The organism is Allocatelliglobosispora scoriae (assembly GCF_014204945.1).
Lineage (GTDB): Bacteria > Actinomycetota > Actinomycetes > Mycobacteriales > Micromonosporaceae > Allocatelliglobosispora > Allocatelliglobosispora scoriae.
The window spans coordinates 2,529,502-2,551,691 of record NZ_JACHMN010000002.1 but is presented as its reverse complement, the minus strand read 5'-3'; the positions used below and the strand labels follow the sequence as shown (position 1 = coordinate 2,551,691).

At 68.9% G+C, this 22,190-nt stretch carries 16 protein-coding genes; 11 read left to right on the top strand and 5 right to left on the bottom strand.

Annotated elements, in window-relative coordinates:
* The first annotated feature begins 5 nt into the window (after window positions 1–5).
* From F4553_RS17020 to F4553_RS17010, 3 genes are all read left to right on the top strand, one after another.
* Window positions 6–1,502, top strand: coding sequence for a tryptophan 7-halogenase (locus F4553_RS17020; protein WP_184837175.1), 1,497 nt, complete (start codon window positions 6–8; stop codon window positions 1,500–1,502).
* A gap of 9 nt (window positions 1,503–1,511) precedes the next feature.
* The gene (locus F4553_RS17015) at window positions 1,512–2,870 is read left to right on the top strand and encodes a condensation domain-containing protein (protein WP_184837173.1); all 1,359 of its coding nucleotides are present in this window, start codon (window positions 1,512–1,514) and stop codon (window positions 2,868–2,870) included.
* Window positions 2,871–3,061: 191 nt separating this feature from the next.
* A complete protein-coding gene (locus tag F4553_RS17010; RefSeq protein WP_312875245.1) occupies window positions 3,062–4,423 on the top strand; it encodes an NAD(P)/FAD-dependent oxidoreductase in 1,362 nt (453 codons plus the stop codon).
* 402 nt (window positions 4,424–4,825) lie between these two features.
* Here F4553_RS17010 and F4553_RS17005 read toward each other — a convergent pair whose 3' ends face one another.
* Both F4553_RS17005 and F4553_RS17000 read right to left on the bottom strand, forming a co-directional pair.
* The gene (locus F4553_RS17005; RefSeq protein WP_184837171.1) at window positions 4,826–6,391 is read right to left on the bottom strand and encodes a 4-hydroxyphenylacetate 3-hydroxylase N-terminal domain-containing protein; all 1,566 of its coding nucleotides are present in this window, start codon (window positions 6,389–6,391) and stop codon (window positions 4,826–4,828) included.
* Between the two features lie 86 nt (window positions 6,392–6,477).
* Window positions 6,478–7,848: an FAD-dependent oxidoreductase gene (locus F4553_RS17000; RefSeq protein WP_184837169.1), complete on the bottom strand. Its 1,371-nt coding sequence runs from the start codon at window positions 7,846–7,848 to the stop codon at window positions 6,478–6,480.
* 300 nt (window positions 7,849–8,148) lie between these two features.
* Here F4553_RS17000 and F4553_RS16995 point away from each other — a divergent pair, with 300 nt between their 5' ends.
* The 5 genes from F4553_RS16995 to F4553_RS16975 all read left to right on the top strand — a co-directional run bounded on the left by F4553_RS16995 (window position 8,149) and on the right by F4553_RS16975 (window position 14,282).
* Window positions 8,149–9,189 carry a sigma-70 family RNA polymerase sigma factor gene (locus F4553_RS16995; protein WP_312875244.1) on the top strand — a complete coding sequence of 347 codons (1,041 nt, stop codon included), beginning with the start codon at window positions 8,149–8,151 and terminating at the stop codon, window positions 9,187–9,189.
* 253 nt (window positions 9,190–9,442) lie between these two features.
* Window positions 9,443–10,666, top strand: a complete 1,224-nt coding sequence (locus F4553_RS16990) for a cytochrome P450 (protein ID WP_184837167.1) — start codon at window positions 9,443–9,445, stop codon at window positions 10,664–10,666.
* 96 nt (window positions 10,667–10,762) lie between these two features.
* Window positions 10,763–11,851, top strand: a complete 1,089-nt coding sequence (locus tag F4553_RS16985; protein WP_184837166.1) for a glycoside hydrolase family 113 protein — start codon at window positions 10,763–10,765, stop codon at window positions 11,849–11,851.
* The gene (locus F4553_RS16980; RefSeq protein ID WP_184837164.1) at window positions 11,848–13,068 is read left to right on the top strand and encodes a cytochrome P450; all 1,221 of its coding nucleotides are present in this window, start codon (window positions 11,848–11,850) and stop codon (window positions 13,066–13,068) included. The genes F4553_RS16985 and F4553_RS16980 overlap by 4 nt, the downstream gene beginning before the upstream one ends.
* A 14-nt stretch (window positions 13,069–13,082) precedes the next feature.
* The gene (locus F4553_RS16975; protein WP_184837162.1) at window positions 13,083–14,282 is read left to right on the top strand and encodes a cytochrome P450 family protein; all 1,200 of its coding nucleotides are present in this window, start codon (window positions 13,083–13,085) and stop codon (window positions 14,280–14,282) included.
* A gap of 262 nt (window positions 14,283–14,544) precedes the next feature.
* On the opposite strand, the gene F4553_RS16970 is transcribed toward F4553_RS16975, so the two are convergent.
* A complete protein-coding gene (locus tag F4553_RS16970) occupies window positions 14,545–15,564 on the bottom strand; it encodes an alcohol dehydrogenase catalytic domain-containing protein (protein ID WP_184837160.1) in 1,020 nt (339 codons plus the stop codon).
* 362 nt (window positions 15,565–15,926) lie between these two features.
* Here F4553_RS16970 and F4553_RS16965 point away from each other — a divergent pair, with 362 nt between their 5' ends.
* Window positions 15,927–17,447: an MFS transporter gene (locus F4553_RS16965; protein ID WP_312875243.1), complete on the top strand. Its 1,521-nt coding sequence runs from the start codon at window positions 15,927–15,929 to the stop codon at window positions 17,445–17,447.
* A gap of 72 nt (window positions 17,448–17,519) precedes the next feature.
* On the opposite strand, the gene F4553_RS16960 is transcribed toward F4553_RS16965, so the two are convergent.
* Complete coding sequence (locus F4553_RS16960; protein ID WP_184837158.1) at window positions 17,520–18,926, bottom strand: nucleotide disphospho-sugar-binding domain-containing protein; 1,407 nt, start codon at window positions 18,924–18,926, stop codon at window positions 17,520–17,522.
* Between the two features lie 141 nt (window positions 18,927–19,067).
* Window positions 19,068–19,649, bottom strand: a complete 582-nt coding sequence (locus tag F4553_RS16955) for a TIGR03086 family metal-binding protein (RefSeq protein WP_184837156.1) — start codon at window positions 19,647–19,649, stop codon at window positions 19,068–19,070.
* Between the two features lie 393 nt (window positions 19,650–20,042).
* On the opposite strand from F4553_RS16955, the gene F4553_RS16950 reads away from it, so the two are divergent.
* Together F4553_RS16950 and F4553_RS16945 are read left to right on the top strand one after the other, a co-directional pair.
* Window positions 20,043–20,783 (top strand): hypothetical protein, encoded by a 741-nt coding sequence (locus F4553_RS16950; RefSeq protein ID WP_184837154.1) that lies wholly within the window; start codon window positions 20,043–20,045, stop codon window positions 20,781–20,783.
* 559 nt (window positions 20,784–21,342) lie between these two features.
* Window positions 21,343–22,128, top strand: a complete 786-nt coding sequence (locus F4553_RS16945; protein ID WP_184837153.1) for a hypothetical protein — start codon at window positions 21,343–21,345, stop codon at window positions 22,126–22,128.
* Window positions 22,129–22,190: the final 62 nt, after the last annotated feature.

Sequence of the window (22,190 nt, the reverse complement as noted above, 5' to 3'; positions counted from 1 at the left end):
GCAACGTGAAGAACGAGTATGACCTCGTGGTCGTCGGTGGGGGACCGTGCGGTTCGACCGTGTCCACCCTCGTGGCGATGCAGGGCCACCGGGTCCTGCTGCTGGAGAAGGAGGAGTTCCCGCGCTATCAGATCGGGGAATCCCTGCTGCCGGCGACCGTGCACGGGATCTGCCGGCTCCTCGGTGTCACCGAGGAGCTGGAGAAGGCCGCCTTCATGATCAAGCGGGGTGGCACGTTCCGCTGGGGGGCCAACCCGGAGCCGTGGACGTTCTCGTTCTCGATCTCGCCGAAGTTCTCCGGTGGGTCGTCGACGGCGTACCAGGTGGAGCGGATGAAGTTCGATCAGATCCTCCTGGACAACGCCCGTCGAAAGGGCGTCGAGGTACGCGAGCAGTGCTCCGTCCTCGACGTCCTGACCGACGCCGACGACCGGGTGACCGGGGTGCGCTACGTGGACGCCCACGGCGTGCAGCAGGAGGTGTCGAGCGCGTACGTCGTCGACGCCTCCGGCAACAACAGCCGCCTGCAGACCAAGGTGGGCAAGCGGCACTACTCGGAGTATTTCCGCAACCTCGCCCTCTTCGGCTACTTCACCGGCGGGAAGCGGCTGGCCCCGCCGAACCAGGGCAACATCCTGGCGGCCGCCTTCGACTCGGGCTGGTTCTGGTACATCCCGCTCACCGACGACCTGACCAGCGTCGGCGTGGTGGTGCTGCCGGAGGCGCTGGAGAAGGTGCAGGGCGATCGGGAGAAGGCGCTGCTCGGCCTCATCGAGGAGTGCCCGCTCATCGCCGAATACCTCGCCGACGCCCGCCGGGTCCGCACCGGACCCTACGGCGAGATCCGCGTCCGCAAGGACTACTCCTACATCCAGGACCGGTTCTGGCGGCCGGGAATGATGCTCGTCGGCGACGCCGCGTGCTTCATCGACCCGGTCTTCTCCTCCGGCGTGCACCTCGCCACCTACAGCGGCCTCCTCGCCGCGCGGTCGATCAACACCGCGCTGCGGGGCGACACCGACGAGGCGGTGTGCTTCGACGAGTTCGAGGCGCGCTACCGCCGGGAGTACGCCAACTTCCACGACTTCCTGGTCGCCTTCTACGACATGCACGACAACGAGGACTCCTACTTCTGGAAGGCGAAGAAGGTCACCAACAACGTGGCGACCGAGCTCGAATCCTTCGTGGAGCTGGTCGGCGGCGGCGCCTCCCGCGAGGATGCCCTCGTCGCACCGGAGTCCTATGTGGAGAAAAAAGCACCCGCCTTCCGTGAGCTCGCGGGCCTCGTCGAGCAGCCCGTCCTGGTCGAGGGCGAGGACCGCGACCTGCTCCAGTCCGAGCTGGTCAAGTCCGTCGTCAAGACCGGCTCCCGGATCCAGATCCAGGCCGCGATGGGCGAGAACGCGGACGAACACCTACCCGTCCGCGAGGGCGGCCTGGTGCCGTCCACTGACGGCATGCACTGGTCGCTGCCCTCCCGGCACCTAGCTGAAAGGAACTGACAACCCACCATGGCCGATGCAGCACTGGCGCCGAGTCTCGGGGACTCGGGCCGCATCCCGCTCTCGCTCCAACAGGAGTTCCTGCGGATGATCGATCACGGCGACGAGACGGGACCGTTCGGCTCCCGTTACACCATCGTCGGCGGCTGGCGAATCCTCGGCCCCATCGACGTCGACGCGCTCCAGGGTGCGCTCGACGATGTGGTCGTCCGCCACGAGTCGCTCCGCACGGTGATCGTTCGCGACGACGGCATCCCGTACCAGACGGTCCTGCCTGCGAGCTCGCCGACGCTGACCGTGCGTGACCTGGACTGGGACGGCGACCGTGAGGTCGCCGAGGAGGACTTCCTCAACGCGATCGAGGCCGAGGGCTTCAGCATCCACGAGATGCCGCTGCTCCAGGCCGTCCTCGGCCGGTTCGACGAGGAGAGCGCCGTCCTCGCCCTCATCGCGCACCACACCGCCGTCGACGGCTGGTCGATCCACCGGATCATCCGCGACGTGGCCGCCTACTACGTGGCGCGCCGCAAGGGCACCGAGCCCGTCCTGCCCGAGGTGCACCAGTACCGCGAGTACGTCGAGTGGCAGCAGGGCACGGCCGAGAGCCCGGCGCTGCAGGCCTCGCGCGACTACTGGCGGGACAACCTGCGGGGTGCGCAGGTGACCCCGATCCGCTCCGACCTGACCCGCAGCGAGGAGCCGTTCGTCACCGGCTGGCACCGCTTCCTCATCGAGGACGAGTACCTCGGCTCGGTGAACGCGGTCGCCGTCGAGACCCGCAGCTCGCCCTTCATGGTGCTGCTCGCCGTCTACCTGATGTACCTCAACGAGACCACGGGCCGCACCGACCTCGTGGTGCCCACCTTCATGCCCGGCCGCCAGCCGTCCTGGGTGGAGGAGACGGTCGGGTCGTTCTACAACTTCGTCCCGCTGCGCGTCGACGTGGCGGGTGCGTCGGGCCTCACCGAGGTGATCTCCCGGGTACGCAAGACGTGCCTCTCGGCCTACGCCCACGAGATCCCGTTCGGCCAGCTCCTGGAGGAGGCGCCGGACGTCATGACCGACGCCCTCGGTGCCAACGCCGCGGCGTGCGCCTTCCAGGTGACGCAGTCGCCGTTCATGATGCACGACCAGCCCGCAGCCGACCTGCGGTTCACCGCGATCCGGCGCCGGGTGGTCTCGGCACCGATGGGGTCGCAGATCCCCGACGGCCTGCTCTGGGGCCTGGAGGTGCACCCCGACGGCGGGATCGTCGGCAGCATCGGTTACACCACCAACCTCTTCGTCGAAGAATCGGTGGCCGCGATGGCGGATGACTTCCGGGGGACCCTGCTCCGGGCGCTGCTCTTCAGCGAACTCATCAGCTGAGCCGGCGCCGCAGATAAATAGTCGTGCCCGCGTCATTCCGGCGCGGGCACGACGCCTTCCACCAACGCATCTCCCCGCATTGCAGAAGAAGCTGAGATGCGTGTTTGCCTGGGACGATGCGTCGGGCGAGTTTATTTCCCCCCTCAATTTTGATTGCCGACGCTGATGCGCGCACAAGGAGATGAATAGTCGTGGACAAGCTTGTTGGAGAACGGGTCGTGGTGCTCGGTGGGAGCGTCAGCGGAATGTACGCAGCCGCTGCCCTCTCGCCGTTCTATCGCGATGTCGTCATCATCGACCGCGATGAGCTGATCGGGGTCCGCGAGGCGCGGCGCGGAGCACCGCAGGCGCGGCACATCAACGGCCTGCTGGCGGCCGGCGCGCGGGCGCAGGAGGAGCTCTTCCCCGAGATCACCGCGCAGATGATCACCGCCGGCTGTCCCCAGACCGACCTCTCGGGCACCGTGCGGTGGTATTTCCTCGGCAAGCGGGCCAAGCAGGTCCGCGCCGGCCTCACCAACGTCGCCGCCCGCCGCCCGATCATGGAGCTGCACCTCCGCGAGCGGGTCCAGGCACTCGGCAACGTGACCTTCATGGAGCAGTTCGACATCACCGGCGTCGTCAGCAACGCCGACAAGACCCGGATCACCGGCGTCAAGGTCTCCAAGCACGGTGACGAGGGCGCCTCGGAGGAGATTGTCTCGGCGGACCTCATCGTCGACTGCACCGGCCGCGGTTCGCGCTCGCCGGTGTGGCTGGAGGAGCTGGGCTACGAGCGGGTCGCCGAAGAGGGCACCAAGATGGGGCTCGGCTACGCTACGCGCCACTACAAGCTCGGCTCGGTCGATCCGTTCGGCACGGACCACTCGATCGTCTGCGTCGCCAACCCGGTCGTCCCCCGTGGCTGCATCTTCACCAAGACCGACGGCGGCACTGTCGAGCTCACCACGTACGGCATCCTCGGCGACCACCCGCCGGTCGACCCGGAGGGCTTCAACGCCTTCGTGAAGACCCTGGTCGCGCCCGAGGTGCACGAGGCGATCGTCGCCGCCGAGCCGCTCAACGACGTGGTGCTCTTCCGCTTCCCGACCACGATGCGGCGGCGTTACGAGCGGCTCACCAAGCTGCCCGAGGGCCTGCTCATCATGGGCGACGCGGTCTGCACCCCGAACCCGGTCTTCGCCCAGGCCCAGACGCTCGCCGCGCTGCAGGCGCTCCGGCTGCGCGACGCCCTGCGGACCGGTTCGGCGCCGAAGGCCGTCGACTTCGCGGCCGCCGTCTCCGCCGTCATCGACCCGGCGTGGGAGATGACCGAGAGCATCAACCTCAGCTTCCCCGATGTCGAGGGCCACCGGTCGCTCAAGCTCAAGATGCTGCTCGCCTACATGAAGCGGGTGCAGATGGCGACGCACCACGACGCCAGCATCACCGAGGCGTTCATGCGCTCGGCCGGTCTGGTCGACCCAATCCACGCCCTGATGACCCCGAGCTTCATGCGCAAGGTCTTCAAGAACTCCCGTCCCGAGCCGGAGTCCAGCTCGCTGCGCGCCTAGCTGCCGCCGCCTCGGCGTACCAGGGGGGTGCCGGGGCTGGTCGTGCTGGGCATGGACGGGGTGACGACCTCCGGGAGAGCGGTAGAGCCGGCGAAGTCTCTACCGCCCCGGAGGTCGTTGCGCGTTGCGCCAAGACCGCCCCAACTCTTGAAGAGTTGGGGCGGTCCTTGTCTGCGTCAGGGATCCGCGCTCATCTTGTGTCACCTTATGGCTGCCTCGCGGCCGTTGAGACAGCCATAAGGTGACACAAGATGCGGCCCGCCAACGACGAGCCGCTGAGATGGGACCAACTCTTGAAGAGTTGCGCCGATCTTGGGTGCACCCCGTCACGCTTTGCAGCAAAACGTGGCCTTCGGCGCGGAGATGGGCACGCTTTGCTGCAAAACGTGCCAGGGGCGGGCGTCAGGGGTTGGTGAGGTTGGCTCGGGTGGTGTGGCGGAGAGCCGTGAACGAGTCGAGGTCGGGGACCCGCCAGCCGTCCAGGTCGTACTCGGACAGGCACTGGTCGACGAACGCCTTGTAACCGTCGAGCTTGCCGCCCATGATCTGCGCGTTGAGCAGGTCCACCCGGGTGTTCTCGTGGTTGCCGGCGTAGTTGCGCTCATACAACTCGTGCCGCCCGCCGAACTCCGAGCCCACCGCGTCCCAGAGCAGCTTCATCACCTTCATCCGCTGCACCGAGTCGGCGCCGCCGGAGCCCCGGACGTACTTGTCGAGGTAGGGGCGGATCTCCGGGTTGCCGAAGTCCTCCGCGCTGGAGTTCACATAGATCAGCCCGCTCGCGACGTCCTGCATCACGATCTCGCGGACGCGGGGGTACCCGACCTGCATGAACCAGCGGTAGGCCATGCCGTACTGCGGGTTGGGCAGCAGCGCGCCGTTCTTCCACGGCACCGGGTTGCGCGCGGCGGCGTCGGACAGGCCCCAGAAGAGGTTGCGCCAGGCGAGCACCTCGCCCAGCCTGCTCTGGACGCCCCGGAAGTCGGCCGTCCCGGTCAGCTCCAGCGCCTTGGCGAGCAGCCCGGCGATGAACTCCAGTTTCACCGCGAGGCGCGTGCACCCGTGGAAGGTGAACCGCTCGGTGAACCCGGACTGCCCGGCGAAGAACTGCACCTTGGCCAGGTCGCCGTAGATGAAGACGTTCTCCCAGGGGATGAGGACCTTGTCGAGGATGAGGATCGTGTCGTTCTCGTCCAGCCGCGACGAGAGCGGGTAGTCGAACGGGCTCCCCATCACCGCGGCCGACGCCGTGAAGGACTGCCGGCAGATCAGCTTCATCCCCGGCGCGTCCATCGGCACCGTCGCGACCAGCGCGAACTCCTTCTTCCGCACCGGCAGGCCGTAGTGCGCGAGGAAGTTGTAGTGGGTCAGCGCCGAGGCGGTCGCGACGACCTTCGCCCCGCTCACGACGAGCCCGGCGTCGGTCTCCTTCTCGACGTGGATGAAGACGTCGGCGACCTCGTCCGGTGGCCGGTTGCGGTCGACGGGCGGGTGCACGATCGCGTGGTTCCAGTAGAGGACCTTCTCCTGGGACTCGGCGTACCACCGGCGGGCGTTGTCCTGGAACGGCGCGTAGAAGTCGGCGTTGGCGCCGAGCGTGCCGAGGAAGGACGCCTTGTAGTCGGGGCTGCGCCCCATCCAGCCGTAGCTCAGCCGGGCCCAGGCCGCGATCGCCCGCTGGTCGGCGACCATGTCCTCGACGGTCTTCGGCGTGGTGAAGAAGCGGTGGGTGAAGCCGTCGCTGCCGGTGTCGGTGGGCGCGGTGAGCACGCCCTGCTGCGCCGGGTCGTGCAGCGCGTCGTAGAGCCGCGCGGTCATCCGGACCGGGTTGCGGAAGGCGGGGTGCGCGGTCACGTCCTTGACGCGGTCGCCGTAGAGGAAGACCTCGCGGCCGTCGCGCAGCGACTCGATGTATTCGTCGCCGGTCAGCGGCCTGGTCTTCCGTCGCGTCGGCTCGGGTTGGGTCATGGCAAGCCCTTCAAAAACGATGTGGGTACGCCGAGCGCAGGCCTCCCGTGTCCGGGGCGACCGTGCCTGGCGTACCCAGATGGGGTTTAGTTGTTGGAGGGCGGTGCGGCGAGCCAGGACTCGCCCGGGGCCGGGCGGCGGACGGCGTGGCGCAGGACCCGGACCAGCATGGCCGGGCGCATCAGGTCGGTGGGCGGGTCGATGAGCCCGGCGACGCGCATGTAGCCGTCGGTGATCTTCGGGTCCTTCGTCGCCGCGTACTGCAGGCGGGCGATGTAGGCGTTGCCCATCCGGACCTTGAGCGTGCGGCGGCCCTCGACACCGGGGAAGTCCAGGTCGCCGCCGGCCGAGATCTCCCACGGCACGTCGATCACCCGGGCGATGTCGGCGAGGAAGTCCAGCGGAGCGGGCGGGGTACCGAGCCGCAGCCGGTCCCGCAGCGCCATCGCCTCGATCGCCGAGACGCTCATGCCCTGGCCGTAGACGGGGTTGAAGCTGCACGCGGCGTCGCCCATGACGAGCAGCCGGTCGGGGAAGCGGGTGAGCCGCTCGTAACGGCGGCGCACGCTCGCCGGGAAGCGGAAGGAGACCGGCTCGTCGAGCGCCTCGGCGTCGCGGACCGCCTCGTAGACGTCGGGGACGGGCAGCGACCGGACGAACTCCAGGAAGCCCTCGGGGTCGGTCGGCGGGTAGTCGCCGAGGATGCCGGTGAGCGAGAGGATCGCCAGCTCCGGGCCGACGTGGCCGAAGAAGGCGCCGCGCGGGTGGGCGGGGGAGGCGACCGGGTTGATCGACTGCACGCCGTTGAACATCTCCGGCCGCATCCGGTAGTGCCGGGTCGTGTAGGCGAGGCCGACCTTGATCCGCTCCTCGAACGGCCGCGCGTAGCCGAACTCCTCCAACCACGCGGGGGTACGCGAACCGCGCCCGGTCGTGTCGACGACGAGGTCGGCGTCGAGCACCTCCTCGGCGGAGCCCTCGTCCCGGCCCTGGATCCGGACACCGACGATCCGGGACTGGTCGGCGGTGGCGACGAGCCCGTTGATGTCGGTCTCCTCGAGGAATCGCACATTCTCGATCGCGGCGACCCGGGTCCGGATGTGCCCCTCGAGAACCGGTCGCGGCGCGGTCACCGAGATGAGGCCGGTGTGCGCGGGCTGGAGCTTGCGGCCGTTGAAGAACCACCGCATCTCGCCGAGGTCGCCGGTGGGCACACCCTTGGCCCGCAGCTCGTCGGTGAAGCCCGGGAAGAGCTCCTCCATCAGCAGGTGGCCGCGGGCGTGCAGGCCGTGCGCGTGGACGGTGTGCGGCGCGCCGCGGCGCGGCTCGTGCACCCCGAGCACCTTGTCGCGGTCGATGACCACGACCTCCCGATAGGACTCGGCGAGCACTCTGGCGGCCAGAATGCCGGCCATGCTCCCGCCAAGGACCACAGCGCGGTCCCCGATAAGGCTCATTACCGCTACCTCCCTGACACGAGGGTCACCACAGGGAGACCCGATTCGATGGCGTGTGGTCGAGACGCCGTGGCGGGCCCGGGTCGAAATCCACAATGGAGCGGGCGTCGCGACGGCGTGACGTCGCCGTCGCCCGGAGGGGGCGGCAACTCCAGCCAGCGTGGCGGTGCACCGGAAATGACGCATCTCCCGGAATGCGCCCCTTGTGTCCGGTAGTAGTTGACACTGTTTGGGGCATCGAGCGTGATAGCGTCAATCGATCTCTCACAGCGGGTGACCATCCGAAAGTGGGGCGTGTTCGTGAGCAAAGCCAACACCGGCAGCGGGGCCAGCGCCGAGCCGAGCGTGGTTGAGCAGACAGTTGACGAGGTGGGGTTCGCCCGGCTCGTCGAGGCACACCGCCGGGAGCTTCAGATCCACTGCTACCGGATGCTCGGGTCCTATGAGGACTCGGAGGACCTGGTTCAGGAGACCTTCCTGCGCGCGTGGCGCAAACGTGAGACCTACCAGGGCCGATCGACCTTCCGGGCCTGGCTCTACCGCATCGCGACCAACGCCTGCCTGGACTTCCTGGAGCGCAACCCGCGCAAGCCGAGCGACCGCACGATCCCCGCTCAGGGTGGCAGCTCCACGACGGTCCCGGACGAGATCCCGTGGCTGCAGCCCTACCCGGATCAGCTGCTGGAGATGGCGGCGCCGAGCGAGGCCGACCCGGACGTGGTCGTCGTCGCCAAGGAGACGATCGAGCTCGCCTTCCTCGCCGCGATCCAGTACCTGCCGCCTCAGCAACGGGCCGTGCTGATCCTGCGTGACGTGCTCGGCTGGCCGGCGCTGGAGACCGCGCAGCTGCTCGAGGTCACCGTCGCCACGGTCAACAACGCCACGCTGCGCGCTCGCGCCCGACTCAAGGAGCGCCTGCCCGAGCGGCGGCTGGAGTGGCCGGCGACCGACGACCCGACCACCGCCGAGCGTGCGCTGCTGCAGCGCTACATGACGGTGCTGGAGCGCTTCGACGCCACCATCGTCGCCGAGCTGCTGCACGAGGACGTGCGGATCACGATGCCGCCCAACCCGACCTGGTTCGTCGGCCGCGACGCGGTCGCCGCCCAGCTCGCCCGGGTGCTCGACCCGGAGTCGCCCGCCTATCACGGCGCCTGGCGCAGCGTGCCGTGCCGGGCCAACCGGCAGCCGGCCGTCGCGCACTACATCCGGGCCGCGGGCGACGACGACTACCGGCCGTGGAACATCGACGTGCTGCGGGTCGAGGAGGGCCGGATCGTCGAGATCACGGCGTTCGGCGCGAAGCTCTTCCCGGCGTTCGGGCTGCCCGACACGCTGTAGCGCTGCCCGATCCAAGATCGTCGCAACTCTTGAAGAGTTGTGCTCAAGGCCTGGCGGCCTGAAGCCACAACTCTTCAAGAGTTGCGACGATCTTGTGTTTCAGCTGGGGTTTTCCGGGTCGGCGGGGTTGATCCGCAATCGAGAAGGTGCAGCTGCCGGGCGTGCTGCCACAGGATGTCCTCGGCCCTCGCGTCGACGAACGGTGCCGTGCCGATCGCAGAAGCGGCCTCCCATTCCCGAGCAAGGGGTGACCATGACCATTTCACCGCCCGATCTGGCGGATCTGCCGGACTTCCCGATCCCGCGCGAGTGCCCCTACCGGCCCTCCGCGCAGCACGTCGGGCTCGGCGAGACCGGCCCGATGACGAAGGTGAAGCTCTACAACGGGCGGACCGCCTGGCTGGTGACCGGAGCGGCGCAGGCCCGCGCCGTGCTCTCCGACTACCGCCGTGTCTCGATCCGGCCGTATCACGGCAACTACCCGCTGCTCAACGAGGAGTTCGAGAAGGTCGTCGACAGCGGTTACGCCGATGTCCTCTTCGGGGTCGACCCGCCGGAGCACACCCGCCAGCGCTCGATGATCATGCCGCCCTTCACCGTACGCAAGACGGCTCTGCTGCGCGGCGACATCCAGCGGATCGTCGACGAGAAGCTCGACGCGATGATGGCGAACGGCAGCCGCTCGGGCGACCTCGTCACCCAGTTCGCCCAGCCCGTGCCCTCGATGGTGATGAGCCTGCTGCTCGGCGTCCCCTATGAGGACCACGAGGAGTTCGAGACCCCCGCGCACAAGCTCTTCATCCCGGAGCTCGCCGACGAGGCGACGACCGAGCTCGGCGCCTACCTCAAGAAGCTGATCGAGAAGAAGGAGAAGAACCCGGGCAAGGGTACGACCGGCCTGATCGACCTGCTCATCACCGAGCACCTGCACGAGGGCGAGGTGACCCGGCTGGAGCTGGTGCACATCGCGATGGCGATGCTCGTCGCGGGCACCGACACCACGACCAACGTCATCTCCCTCGGCACACTCGCCCTGCTCGACAACCCGGAGCAGTGGGAGGCGCTGCGCGCCGACCCGGGCCTGGTGCCGCAGGCGGTCGAGGAGATCCTGCGGTACGTCTCCCTCGTCGAGGCCTTCGCCCGCGTCGCGGTCGAGGACATCGACCTCGGCGGCCAGGTCATCAAGGCGGGCGAGGGCATCCTGATCAGCTGTGCCGGGGTCAACTTCGACCCGGCCTCGGCGGCGGAGCCCAACACCTTCGACATCCGGCGCCCGGCGAAGCCGAGCTTCTCCTTCAGCCACGGCATCCACCGCTGCCCCGGGGACAACCTGGCCCGGCTGGAGCTGGAGATCGCCTTCAAGTCGCTCGTCGAGCGCATGCCCAACCTGCGTTCGGCGCTCCCGATCGACGAGCTGCCGAGCAACAACAACGACGGGACGCTGCAGCGGCTCTTCGAGTTCCCGGTGACCTGGTAGCGGTCGGCTCTCCCGTCGCCAACGGCCACCGAGCCGACCGGCACGTCCATCGGGCACGCCGCCAGGCGTACCCAGCAGAAAGGAAGAAGGGCAAGCATGGAGCAGGCTACCGAGGGCCTCGCCTACCGGGGTGTCGCCTATGACACCGGCACCAACTTCGCGACCGGGCAGGGCGAGCTCTCCCGGACCGTGTGGACCAAGCGCGGGATGAAGCAGGAGATCGCGGCCATCGCCGACCAGCTCAACTGCAACTCGATCACGCTCTACGGCAGCGACCTGGACCGGCTGGAGCAGGCGGCGACCGTCGCGATCGACTCCGACCTGCACATCTGGCTCCAGCCCCGCCTGGTCGACCAGGCGCAGGACGAGATCCTGGACCACCTCGCCGAGACGGCCCGGCTCGCCGAGTCGCTGCGCCGCGACGGTGCCAAGATCAGCCTGACCGTCGGCGCCGTGCACCTCATCTTCACCCCCGGCATCGCCCCCGGCGAGCAGTACCACCTGCGGATGGCGAACGCCTACCCCGACCTGCCGCACCGGCTCCTGCAGCCGACCGGCCGCCTCGACTTCAAGGAGGCCGCGCCCCGGCTCAACGCCTTCCTCCAGCAGGCGGCCACGGTGGCACGCGCCCTGTTCGGCGGGCAGCTCGGCTACTCCGCGGCACCCTTCGAGGAGGTGGACTGGGCGCTCTTCGACGCCATCGGGATCATGTACCAGTACGCCGACCGGCCGCGTACGGCCGACGAGCACATCGCCGAGATCGGGCGTTACCGCAAGTGGGGCAAGCCGATCCACATCGCGGAGTTCGGCACGGCGACCGATGCCGAGGCGGAGTCGCGGGCGTTCCGGTTCTACGACATCGTCGACCGGTCGGGGCCGGTCCCGCTGGTGCTCGACGGGTACGTCCGGGACGAGAGCGCGCAGGCCGCCTACCACCTGAAGATGTTCGACATCTTCGAGCGGGCCGGGGTGGCCGGGGTCGCGGTCTCGGAGTTCATCCACCCGACCCACCCGCACTCCGACGACCCCCGGCTCGACATCGACACCGCGAGCATGGCGATCGTGAAGACGATCCGGGACGACTTCGACAACCCCGACTCGACCTACCGGTTCGAGCCGAAGGAATCGTTCCACGCGATCGCGGACTACTACGCGCACGTCGGGTTCCAGGCGGCTGCCCGATGACCGAGGAGCTGATGGACTACCCGCTGGCCCGGGAGTGCTACTACCGGCCGTCGGCGCGGACCGCGCAGCTGCGGGAGGCGGGTCCGATCTCCCGCGTACGCCTCTATGACGGCCGCAGCACCTGGATGGTGACCGGGCCGGCCGAGGCGAGGGCGCTGCTCGCGGACCCCCGGGTCTCCAACCGCTCGGACTTCCCGGACTACCCGGTCATGGACCCGAAGCTGCTCCAGATGCGGGCGACCCGGGAGATGGCCCGCGAGGTGGAGGAGGGCGGTTTCGCCGGTGCCCTCTTCGGCATCGACCCGCCGGAGCACACCCGGCAGCGGCAGATGCTCGTGCCGAAGTTCACCGTCCGCCGGGTCGCCGTGCTGCGGCCGGAGCTGGAGTCCATCGTGGACGAACAGCTCGACGTGCTGCTGGCCCAGGGCTCGCCGGGCGACCTCGTCTCGGCGTTCTCCGCACCGGTGCCGATGCGGGCGGTCTGCGCCTACCTCGGTGTGCCCTACGCCGAGCGGGAGGAGTTCGAGCCGATCGTGCGGCAGCTCTTCGACCCGGCGATGGCAGACGTCGCGGTGGAGCGCCTCAACGCGTACCTGGGCAAGCTCGTGATCTCGAAGGAGCAGAACCCCGGCAGCGGCGGACTGATCGACGACCTGATCGCCAAGCACGTCACCGCCGGGGAGCTGGACCACACCGAGCTCATCGCCTTCGCCCAGGCGATCCTCGTCGCGGGCACGGTCACCACCTCCAGCCTCCTCGCGCTGGGCACGATCGCGCTCCTCGACAACCCCGGCCAGTACGCCACCCTCGTCGAGGACCCCGACCTGATCCCGGGTGCCGTGGAGGAGATCCTGCGCTACGTCTCCCTCGTCGAGCAGCTCGCCCGGGTCGCCACCGAGGACATCGAGATCGCCGGCGAGGTGATCAAGGCCGGTGACGGCATGCTGATCAGCTTCGCGGGCGCCAACCTCGACCCGAGCGTCACCACGCACCCGCAGGAGCTCGACGTGACCCGCCCGCCCACGCACCACCTCGCCTTCAGCCACGGCATCCACCACTGCCTGGGCCGCAACCTGGCCCGGCTGGAGCTGGAGATCGCCTTCCGCGGGCTGGTCACGCGTTTCCCGACGCTGCGGCTCGCGATGCCCGCCAGCCAGATCCCGACGTATGTCGACGGCGACGTCCAGCGCGTCGCCTGCCTCCCCGTCTCCTGGTAAGCGAGGACTCCCTGATGGCAGATCGAGTTGCACTGACGAGCGAGGTCTACGCCGACCCGCTCGCCCTCGCCGAGAAGCTGGGAACCGCTCCCATCCACCGGGTGGAGCTGCCGGACGGCATGCCGTCGGTGCTGATCACGGGCAACCGGGAGGCGCGCGAGGCGCTCGCCGATCCCCGGCTGGTCCGCAGCATCACCGCCGCCGCGCCGGAGCTGCACAAATACCACCCGCTCGCCAGTGACGCCTATCCGCTCTCGCGGCACATGCTCTTCACCGATCCGCCGGACCACGCGCGGGCGCGGCGGCTCGTCTCGAAGGCGTTCACCCGCCGCCGGGTGGAGAAGATGCGGCCGCGGGTCCAGGAGATCACCGACGGGCTGATCGACGCGATCGCCCCGCTCGGCTCGGCCGACCTGGTCCAGGCGCTCGCGCTGCCGCTGCCGATCGCGGTCATCAGCGAGATGCTCGGGGTGCCCTTCGAGGACCGGGTCGACTTCGAGCGGCACGCCGAGACGCTCACCGGCATCAACGCCTCGGCCGGCTTCGACGCGATCATCGAGGCGGGGCACTGGTTCGACGGATACCTCGCCGAGCTGGTGGCACGGCGTACGGTCGAGCCACGCGACGACCTCATCTCGGCCATGATCGCCGCGCAGGAGCAGGACGACCGGCTCACCGACCTGGAGATCCGGTCCAACGCGTTGCTGCTGCTCAGCGCCGGGTTCGAGACGACGGTCAACCTCGTCGCCAACGGCGTACTGGCGCTGCTGCGCAACCCCGCGGCGGTCGCTTCGCTGCAGGCGGATCCGAGCCTGATGCCGGGCGCGGTCGACGAGGTGCTGCGCTTCGACAGCCCGGTCTCCAGCATCACCTATCACTTCGCCCGCGAGGCCGTCACGATCGGCGACTTCGAGATCCAGCCGGGCGAGCACGTGGTGATCTCGGCGGCGGCGGCGAACCACGACCCGGCGGTCTTCACCGACCCGCACCGGCTCGACATCCGCCGGGAGACGACCGGGCAGCTGCTGAGCTTCAGCCACGGCATCCACTTCTGCCTCGGTGCACCGCTCGCGCGGTTGGAGGGTGAGATCGCCTTCGGGACGCTCTTCAGCAGGCTGAAGGACGTGACGCTGGCGGTGCCGGTGTCGGAGCTGACCTGGAAGCCCAGCTTCGTCCTGCACCGCCTGTCCAGCCTCCCGGTCACCTTCGCCTAGGCAAGATCACCGAACCCAAGATCGCCGCAACTCTTCAAGAGTTGGTCCTAACGGGTTTTAGGACCAACTCTTGAAGAGTTGCGGCGATCTTGGCCTTGAGCCGCGCTGCGCGGTGCGCCACCAGGCACGGGCGGGACGCGACCCCGGGCACGTTTTGCAGCGAAGCGTGGCCTCGCCCAGCGATTTGGCCACGCTTTGCTGCAAAACGTGCCCGGCGGGGTGCGGGAGCGCGCCCGCCACGCCGGCGGGCGCGCCGGCCGGTTCAGTAGATGACCACCGCGCGGAAGCGGACCTCGCCCGCGGCGACCTTCTGGACGGCCTCGTTGACCTGCTCGGCCGGGAACGTCTCGATCATCGGGGTGACCTTGCCGTCCGCGACCAGCTCCAGCGCCTCCTGGAGCAGCGGCAGCCCGTTGTGCGTCGCACCCATGATCGACTGCCCCTGCGCGAAGAACGGGTAGGCGAGCGCCGGCGGGATCAGGAACCCCTCCCGGCCGTCGATGCCCGCGAGCACCATCCGGCCGTTGACCCGCAGGCCCTGCAGGCAGTCCGCCGCCGCCGGGTAGGACGGTCCGGTCACCAGGATCACGTCGGCGCCGCCGACCTCGCGCAGCTCCTCGCCGTTGCTGACGACGATGTCGGCGCCGAGCTCCTTGGCGAGCACGTGCTTCTCAGGCTTGCTGGTGATCGCGACGGTCTCATAGCCGCAGGCCTGGGCGTACTGCACGGCCATGTGACCGAGGCCGCCGATGCCGAGCACCGCCACCCGCTCGTGCGGCTTCGGCGCCGCCGTACGCAGCGCCGACCACGCCGTGTAGCCCGCGCAGAGCACCGGCGCCGCGAGGTCGAAGGCGAGGCCGCTCGGGATCAGTACGGTCTCGTTGGCGCCGACGACCAGGTACTCCGCGTGGCCGCCCTGGTGCGAGAAGCCCGTCGACACCGCACCGGGGCAGTTGATGCCGGTCTGCCCGGTCACCGGCAGGTTGAGGCGGCAGTAGTCGCAGCGGCCGCAGCCGGAGCGCACCCATGTCGTACCGACGCGGTCACCGGTCTGCCGGGTGGTGACACCCGGCCCGACCTCGACGATCTCGCCGACCGGCTCGTGGCCGGTGATCGCCGGGGAGGTGCCGATCGGGATCGCGCCCATCGTCGCCAGCACGTCGTTGAAGCAGATCCCGCAGGCGTGGATCTTGATCAGGACCTCGCCCGGTCCGGGGACCGGGGTCGGTACCTCGCGCAGCTCCCACGAACCGTTGATCGAGGGGATGACGGCAGCCTTCACTAGCTTCACCTTCTCTGTTGAATCCCGGTGGTCCGGGTGCCGCGCACGGCAGGCGCGGTCGAAGTGCGGGTCAGCCGCCGATAGTGGCGCCCGCCGATCCCGCCTATGCATGGTCGCGCTAGCCGGTCTCCGGGACATCTCGTCGAATGCGCGGCTGAATATTCGCGTTGATCAAGGGAAGACTCGCCGCAGATCGGACACCCGAGATGGTGAGTCTTCCCTTGATCAACGCGAATATTCAGCCGCGGCCGCACGGGACGGGTGCGCACGGGACGAGATGCCGCAGGCGGCGACGGCAGCGACGATGCGGGGAGCCCGGCCGGGCATTCCGGCCGGGACTTCGGTGATGGAGGGACCACGACGTGAGCCGTGACGATCGGCGGGCCTACCTCGCGCTCGCCGTGCTGGCGCTGCCGACCATGCTGATCTTCCTCGACATCACGGTGCTCTACCTCGCGTTGCCGCACCTCAGCGCGGATCTCGGCGCGAGCGGTACGCAGCAGCTCTGGATCACCGACAGCTACGCGTTCCTGATGGCCGGGTCGCTGATCACGATGGGGCGGATCGGGGACCGGTTCGGCCGCCGCCGGGTGCTGCTGTGGGGCGCCGGTACCTTCGGCGTCGCGTCGCTGCTCGCCGCCTTCGCGCCGAGCCCGGAGCTGCTGATCGTCGCGCGCGGGGTGCTCGGCGTCGCCGGTGCGGCGATCCTGCCGTCGACGCTGGCGCTGATCACGACGCTCTTCCGCGACTCCCGACGGCTGAGCACGGCGATCGCGCTGTGGACCACGGCGATGATGGCCGGGGTGGCGTTCGGGCCGGTCATCGGCGGTGTGCTGATCAGCCACCTGTGGTGGGGCGCAGTCTTCCTCATCGGACTCCCGGTCGTCGGCCTGCTGCTCGCCACCGGACCGCGCCTGCTGCCCGAGGTGCGCGGCGCCGGCCAGGACCGCCTCGATCCGGCCAGCGTCGTGCTCTCGCTCGCGACGATCCTGCCCGCGGTGTGGGGGCTCAAAGAACTCGCCCGCGCCGGGTGGCGTCCCGGCCCGGTCGTGGCCCTCATGCTGGGCGCCGCTTTCGCCCTCACGTTTGTACGCCGCCAGCGCCGCCTCCGTTTCCCCCTGCTCGACCTGCGCCTGCTCGCCAGCCCGCTGGTCAGCGGAGCACTGCTGATCGGGCTGCTCGTCGCCGGTGTGCAGAGCGGGACGAGCCTCCTCGCCGTGCAGCACCTCCAGCTGGTGGAGGGGCTCTCCCCGGCCCGGGCCGGACTGTGGCTGCTGCCACCGGCGATCGCGCTCGTCATCGGGATGAACCTCACCCCGCTGCTGGCCCGCCGGGTGCACCCGGCCCGGATCCTCGCCGGTGGAGCGGTGATCGCGCTGATCGGGCAGTTGGTGCTGACCAGGGTCCCGGCTACGGGTTCGACGGGGGTGGTCGTCTGCGGTCTCTGCGTGGCCTACCTGGGGGTGAGCCCGGTAGGACCACTCGTCAACGGCCTGGTCCTCGCCAACGTGCCCCCGGGCAGGTCCGCCTCAGCGGCATCGCTGCCCTCGACGGGCGGGGAACTCGGGGTGGCACTCGGTATAGCGGCGATGGGCAGCATCGCGATGCTCGTCTACCGCAGGGAGCTGCACGTCCCGCCCGGCGTGTCGGCCGGTCCGGTGCAGGAGGGCCTCGTGGCGGCGGGTTCCGTGGCGGGAGGTCTGCCCGGTCCGGCCGCGCTGGAGTTGCTCACGGCCGCCCGGGAGGCGTTCACCGCGTCCCTCACGGTGGTGTCGGCGGTGAACGCGCTGATCTGCGCCGCAATAGCGGTGCTGGCGCTCAAGATGCTCCACACCCCCTACCCCTCAGAACACGCCGCGCGCCAAGATCGCCGCAACTCTTGAAGAGTTGGTGCTAAAGAGCGGCTTGATCGCGTTGTTTCCCGGAAACAACGCGATCAAGCCGTGCCCCGCCGGCTATGCCACGCGGTGCTCGCGGACCAGGCGTTCCAGGGACGGGATGATGTCCGCCGGGCTGGGCATGGCGAGCCAGTCGTCGTAGACGGCCTGCGCGCCCACCTTGTACGAAGGCTCCGTCACCACGTCGAGGATCATCTTCCGGATCTCCTCGACCGACTGCTTCTGGTGATCGAGACGCGCCCCGGCACCCTTGCTGACGATGTAGGACGACGTCGGCGTCGCCTCCAGCTTCTTGCCGGGCAGCTCCCACGTCGTCACCGTCGCGACGACCTCCTCGCTGACGCCGAACTCGAAACCGATGCGGTAGGTCCCGTCCTCCATCGTGCGCGGGTCGACCTCGACCGGCAGCAGCATCAGGCTCTCATCGGTGTCGCAGACGATCTGCGGGATGTTCGCCGCGACCGCTGCCGCCCAGGTACCGATGCCGCCGTGGTGGATCGCGACGTCACAGGTCGGCAGGAGGTGGTTGAGGGTCACCCACTCGATGGGCTTGACGTTGTGCGGGATCTTCTCGATGCCCAGCATCTGCAGCTCGTTGAGGGTGGCGACGACTTCGATGTCGAGGTCGGCGACGGCTTCGAAGATCTTCGGCGTACGCCCCCAGTCGCCCTTGATGTAACGCCGGACCGACTCGCCCAGGGTGAGCGCGACGCGGGGCCGGTCGGGTTTGGTGTAGAGCCACTCCGGCACGGTCTCGGCGCCGTTGAAGGGGACGTACCGCACGGGCAGGCGGACACCGCTGCTCGGCAGGGTCATCCCGCGCGGCATGGGGTCCACACTCCACTGTCCGAACAGGAGCTCGTCGTCGACCGCCACGCCGTACTTCTCGGCGAGCGGGCGGAGCAGGTCGAGCTGCGGGTTCTCCGGGAATCCGGCGGCGACGACCTCGGCCTTGCGGGCGGCGAGCTTGTCGAAGCTGAAGGTGAGGATGTCGGGGCCGAGCACCATCCGGGCGTGCGCGGCGCCGCAGAGCTTCGCGACGATCGGACCGCAGGCGAAGATGGGGTCCCAGAGCACCAGGTCGGGCTGCCATGCCCGGGCGAAGGAGATCAGCTCGTCGGCGTAGGGCAGGTCGGTGCGGATGTAGTCGGAGATCGCGTTGAGCAGCATCTGGTAGTACGCGATCCAGTGCTCGCGCTCCTCGTCGTCGAGCCCGAGCGCTTCGGCGAAGCGGAGGACCTGCTCGGGGCGGGCCGGTGCCATGGCGTCCGGGCGGCTGCGGGCCTCCTCGGCCTCGGGATCGCCGAGCGCGATCGGGGTCAGCCCGGCGGCCCGGATGGAGCCGGCGAAGCGGGCGTGCGAGGCGACGCGCACGTCGTGCCCCGCGCTCTGGAGCGCCTGGAGGATCGGCACGGCCGGCCAGAAATGCGCGTGCGACGGGTAAACGGTGTGGAGCACTCGCATGGGATCTCCCGAAGACGATCAAGTTGATCTATTCGGATTCCATCGTCTGCGACCGCCCATGCGGCCGCATCTCTTCGAGTGCCTGGCCATACCCGGATGGCGCGGCACACCTTGCCCTGCGCCGCGCCATCGATGGGTGGATCAGGGCTGGCGTCCGCCGAAGGCGGCGAGCCGGGTGTAGAGCGGGGCGTCGGGGCTGACCGGCACCTCGTGGCCGATCATCGCGCCGTCGGCCTCGTCACCGCGGAAGTCGGGGATCAGGTTGGCCCGGCCCCAGTCGAAGGCGGCCTCGCCGACCTCCGGGTCGAGGTCGTCGGTGGACTGGCCGGTCGCCTTGGCGATGTCCCAGCCGTGGATGACGATCTCGGTGAGGTGCTGGCCGACGGCCCAGGCCGCCGGAACCTCGACGCCGGGCAGCTCGTGCATGCGGTCGAGGGCGCCCGGGGAGGCCCAGGCGGCCTTCAGCGAGTCGGCCGCGGCGGTGAACTCCGCGCTCCAGTCGTCACCCAGCGGCGCGCCGTCGCCGCTGCCGCGCTTGCCGGTCTCCGCCATCTCGGCGAGCCGCTGGACCTCGTCGACGACGTGCGTGACGAGCTCCTCCACATCCCAGGAGTTGCAGGGCGTCGGCAGGTGCTTCTGGTCGGGCTTGATCGCGGCGATGATGGTGCCGGTCTGATCGAGTGCGCGGTGCAGCAGGGCGACGCTGTCGTCTGTCGTGGTCATCGAATCGCTCCACTCTGTTTCCGGGCGCGGGTGGCGGGGCTCAGTCGCTCCTCACTCCAGCGCCTTACATGGCGTTTTGCCCGCTCATCGTAGCCAACGTCGATGCGCCGACCCGCCGGAAGCCGTCGACATTCATCAAGATTTCTATGGGACGACGGCATTGTGGACCGCATTCGGCGAGAACCATCGCACGGACGCGGCTGTTACGTTGACTTCTGCCTCGGCACCCTAGCTGCCGATTCGAGGCCGAAGTTGCCTGCGTAAGGCTCCTGGAACACGTCACCCATCGCACCCCTGACGATGGCTGCTGCCCTCATTCGGCATGGCTATTCGTCAATGTATTGGGCGCGTCGCCCAGGAGCACGAACCGTAGTACTGAATGGAGAAGCAAGAGTGACGCCAAGTCGGAACAAGCTGGTCGCCCTGATGGCGGCCATGGTGGCAGTGGCCGCACTCACCACCGGGTGCAGCGACGACGCGGGCCACGCGAGCGCGGCGCTCCCGGACCTGAAGGCCGCCCTGCCGCCGGCGACCGAGCACCCCGAGGGCAGCCAGGTCCTCGCCACCATGCCGATGTACGAGGCGGTGGCGCGGGCGATGCCCGGCACCGGCGAGCCCTCGGGTGTCGTCGTCATGCCGCGCTGCGTCAGCTACTTCGCGGCCCTGGGTGGCCTGGACAAGCTCGACGGCTGGTACCAGTGGGGGACCCGTGCCAACGGCGCCCTCTTCATCATGTTCGTCACGAGGTCGCCCCGGCCGAACGCGGTCGAGCTGATCCGGGACCGGGTCGCGGTCTGCAACAAGGGTTACCAGACGATCCAGGGCTGGCCGCCGAGCGCGACGGACAAGGGTGAGATCGTCTCCAGCACGCTCGCGTTCAACGAGCGCAAGGTTCCGGACGTCGCCAACGCCACCGCGTTCGGCGTCACCCAGCTCATCACCTTCAACGACCCGAAGAACGGGCTCGTGAAGTTCATCCGCAGCGCCTGGCAGTGCCCGGACGCCCCGTGCAAGTCCTTCGACTCGATGATCTCGAAGGACAACCTCTTCGTCTGGGTCCACGAGGGCAGCACCGAGGAGCAGGCCGACAAGCTGGCGAAGTCCCTCTTCGACCGGGCGGTCGCGCTCAAGTAACCGCACGTCACGCAACCGGTCGGCCACGAGCTGACCGGGGGTCACCGTGGGCGGGCACCTCCGGGTGTCCGCCCACGGCTGTTTTCCTGGCGCCATCCGGGTACGCCCACCCGCCTCCCATCGTGCGGTCATCCTCATCGGGGCGCGCCCCGCCCGCGGCACCCTCCCCAACCGGCCTCTCGTATCGCTGGACGGCGACTCGAGAGGCCGGTTCTGCGTGCGTCCGGCGCCATTCACGGTGCCCTGGAGTAAATCTAATCACCGCATCGATCGATGGCGGTACCAGGCCTCAGGCGACATTCCAATGATGGAATTGAATGCACATAGTCCATTCGCAATAAGGCCCTTACTCGCCGTTGCCCCTGCCTGGGCCGGTGATGCACCCTGCTCGCATTCAGGAGGATGCACGTCCGAGTGGCTGGGGCGACGATTCTCGTATCCGGAGCCGGATAGGCCACGAGCCACTCTTTCGGATTCGGATAAAGCGTCGCCATTGAGGTGCGACCGCACGTCAATGGAATTGCTGCCCCACCGGGGCGCGAAGTAAGGAGACAGAAGCATGCGCAAACAGCGCAAGCTGGCTGGCTGGGGGATAGCGCTCGTGGCGATGGCCGCCGTCATCTCGGCAGGCACCGTCTACGCGGCAGGCGACACCTTCACCACCGAGGCCGTGGTGAAGAGCGCGCTCAACTCGCAGGAGATGCGAAGCGTGCTCGTCAACCTGGCGGATCAGCCCGAGACGCGGTTCGTCCGCGGACCGCTGACCCTGAAGGAGGCGGCGGCGAACAACGCGTTCGGCGCTCCCGCCAACATGGTCTTCAAGCCGAAGTCGTGCGCGACCTACCTGGAAGAGGTCGTCGGCGAACTAGGTGACCTCGACGGCTGGCTGCAGTACGGCAGCCGGGTCAGTCCGAACCGGCTCGACAACTTCATCCAGGTTGTCGTCCACATCCCGACCGGTGCCGATGAGGCCCTGCTCAACAAGATCCGTGAGCGGGTCAACACCTGCAAGACCGGCGTCCTGACCCTCGACGGTCGGGTCTCCGGCGACATCACCTACACCGAGCGCAAGGGCCTTGAGCTTCAGGGCGCCAAGACCCTCGCCTTCAACGGCCGGACGACCTTCGACGTCGAGCCCGGTTCGTGGCAGTACGACCTGGTCCGCCGCTTCGAGATGCCGCCGGACGCGCAGCTTCTCGTCGACAACCAGATCGAGTGCGTCTCCCAGGCCAACTACGTGGCGCAGGGCCAGACCCTGATCCTCGTTCAGGAGGCTGACCTCAGCCTGGCCAACAAGCTGACCGAGCAGATGCACAGCCGGGTCTCGGCTGCTCTCCGCAGCTGAAACCCACCCCTCCTGACGGAGGTGCTGATGCACACCACCACCAAGTGAAGTCCCCTCGTGGG

What these genes read in the sequence shown, in the direction of transcription:
- F4553_RS17005 (WP_184837171.1), bottom strand. Translation starts at nt 6,391, where the DNA reads ATGACCCAACCCGAGCCGACGCGACGGAAGACCAGGCCGCTGACCGGC.
- F4553_RS17000 (WP_184837169.1), bottom strand. Translation starts at nt 7,848, where the DNA reads ATGAGCCTTATCGGGGACCGCGCTGTGGTCCTTGGCGGGAGCATGGCC.
- F4553_RS16985 (WP_184837166.1), top strand. Translation starts at nt 10,763, where the DNA reads ATGGAGCAGGCTACCGAGGGCCTCGCCTACCGGGGTGTCGCCTATGAC.
- F4553_RS16975 (WP_184837162.1), top strand. Translation starts at nt 13,083, where the DNA reads ATGGCAGATCGAGTTGCACTGACGAGCGAGGTCTACGCCGACCCGCTC.
- F4553_RS16960 (WP_184837158.1), bottom strand. Translation starts at nt 18,926, where the DNA reads ATGCGAGTGCTCCACACCGTTTACCCGTCGCACGCGCATTTCTGGCCG.
- F4553_RS16945 (WP_184837153.1), top strand. Translation starts at nt 21,343, where the DNA reads ATGCGCAAACAGCGCAAGCTGGCTGGCTGGGGGATAGCGCTCGTGGCG.
- F4553_RS17015 (WP_184837173.1), top strand. Translation starts at nt 1,512, where the DNA reads ATGGCCGATGCAGCACTGGCGCCGAGTCTCGGGGACTCGGGCCGCATC.
- F4553_RS16980 (WP_184837164.1), top strand. Translation starts at nt 11,848, where the DNA reads ATGACCGAGGAGCTGATGGACTACCCGCTGGCCCGGGAGTGCTACTAC.
- F4553_RS16990 (WP_184837167.1), top strand. Translation starts at nt 9,443, where the DNA reads ATGACCATTTCACCGCCCGATCTGGCGGATCTGCCGGACTTCCCGATC.
- F4553_RS16955 (WP_184837156.1), bottom strand. Translation starts at nt 19,649, where the DNA reads ATGACCACGACAGACGACAGCGTCGCCCTGCTGCACCGCGCACTCGAT.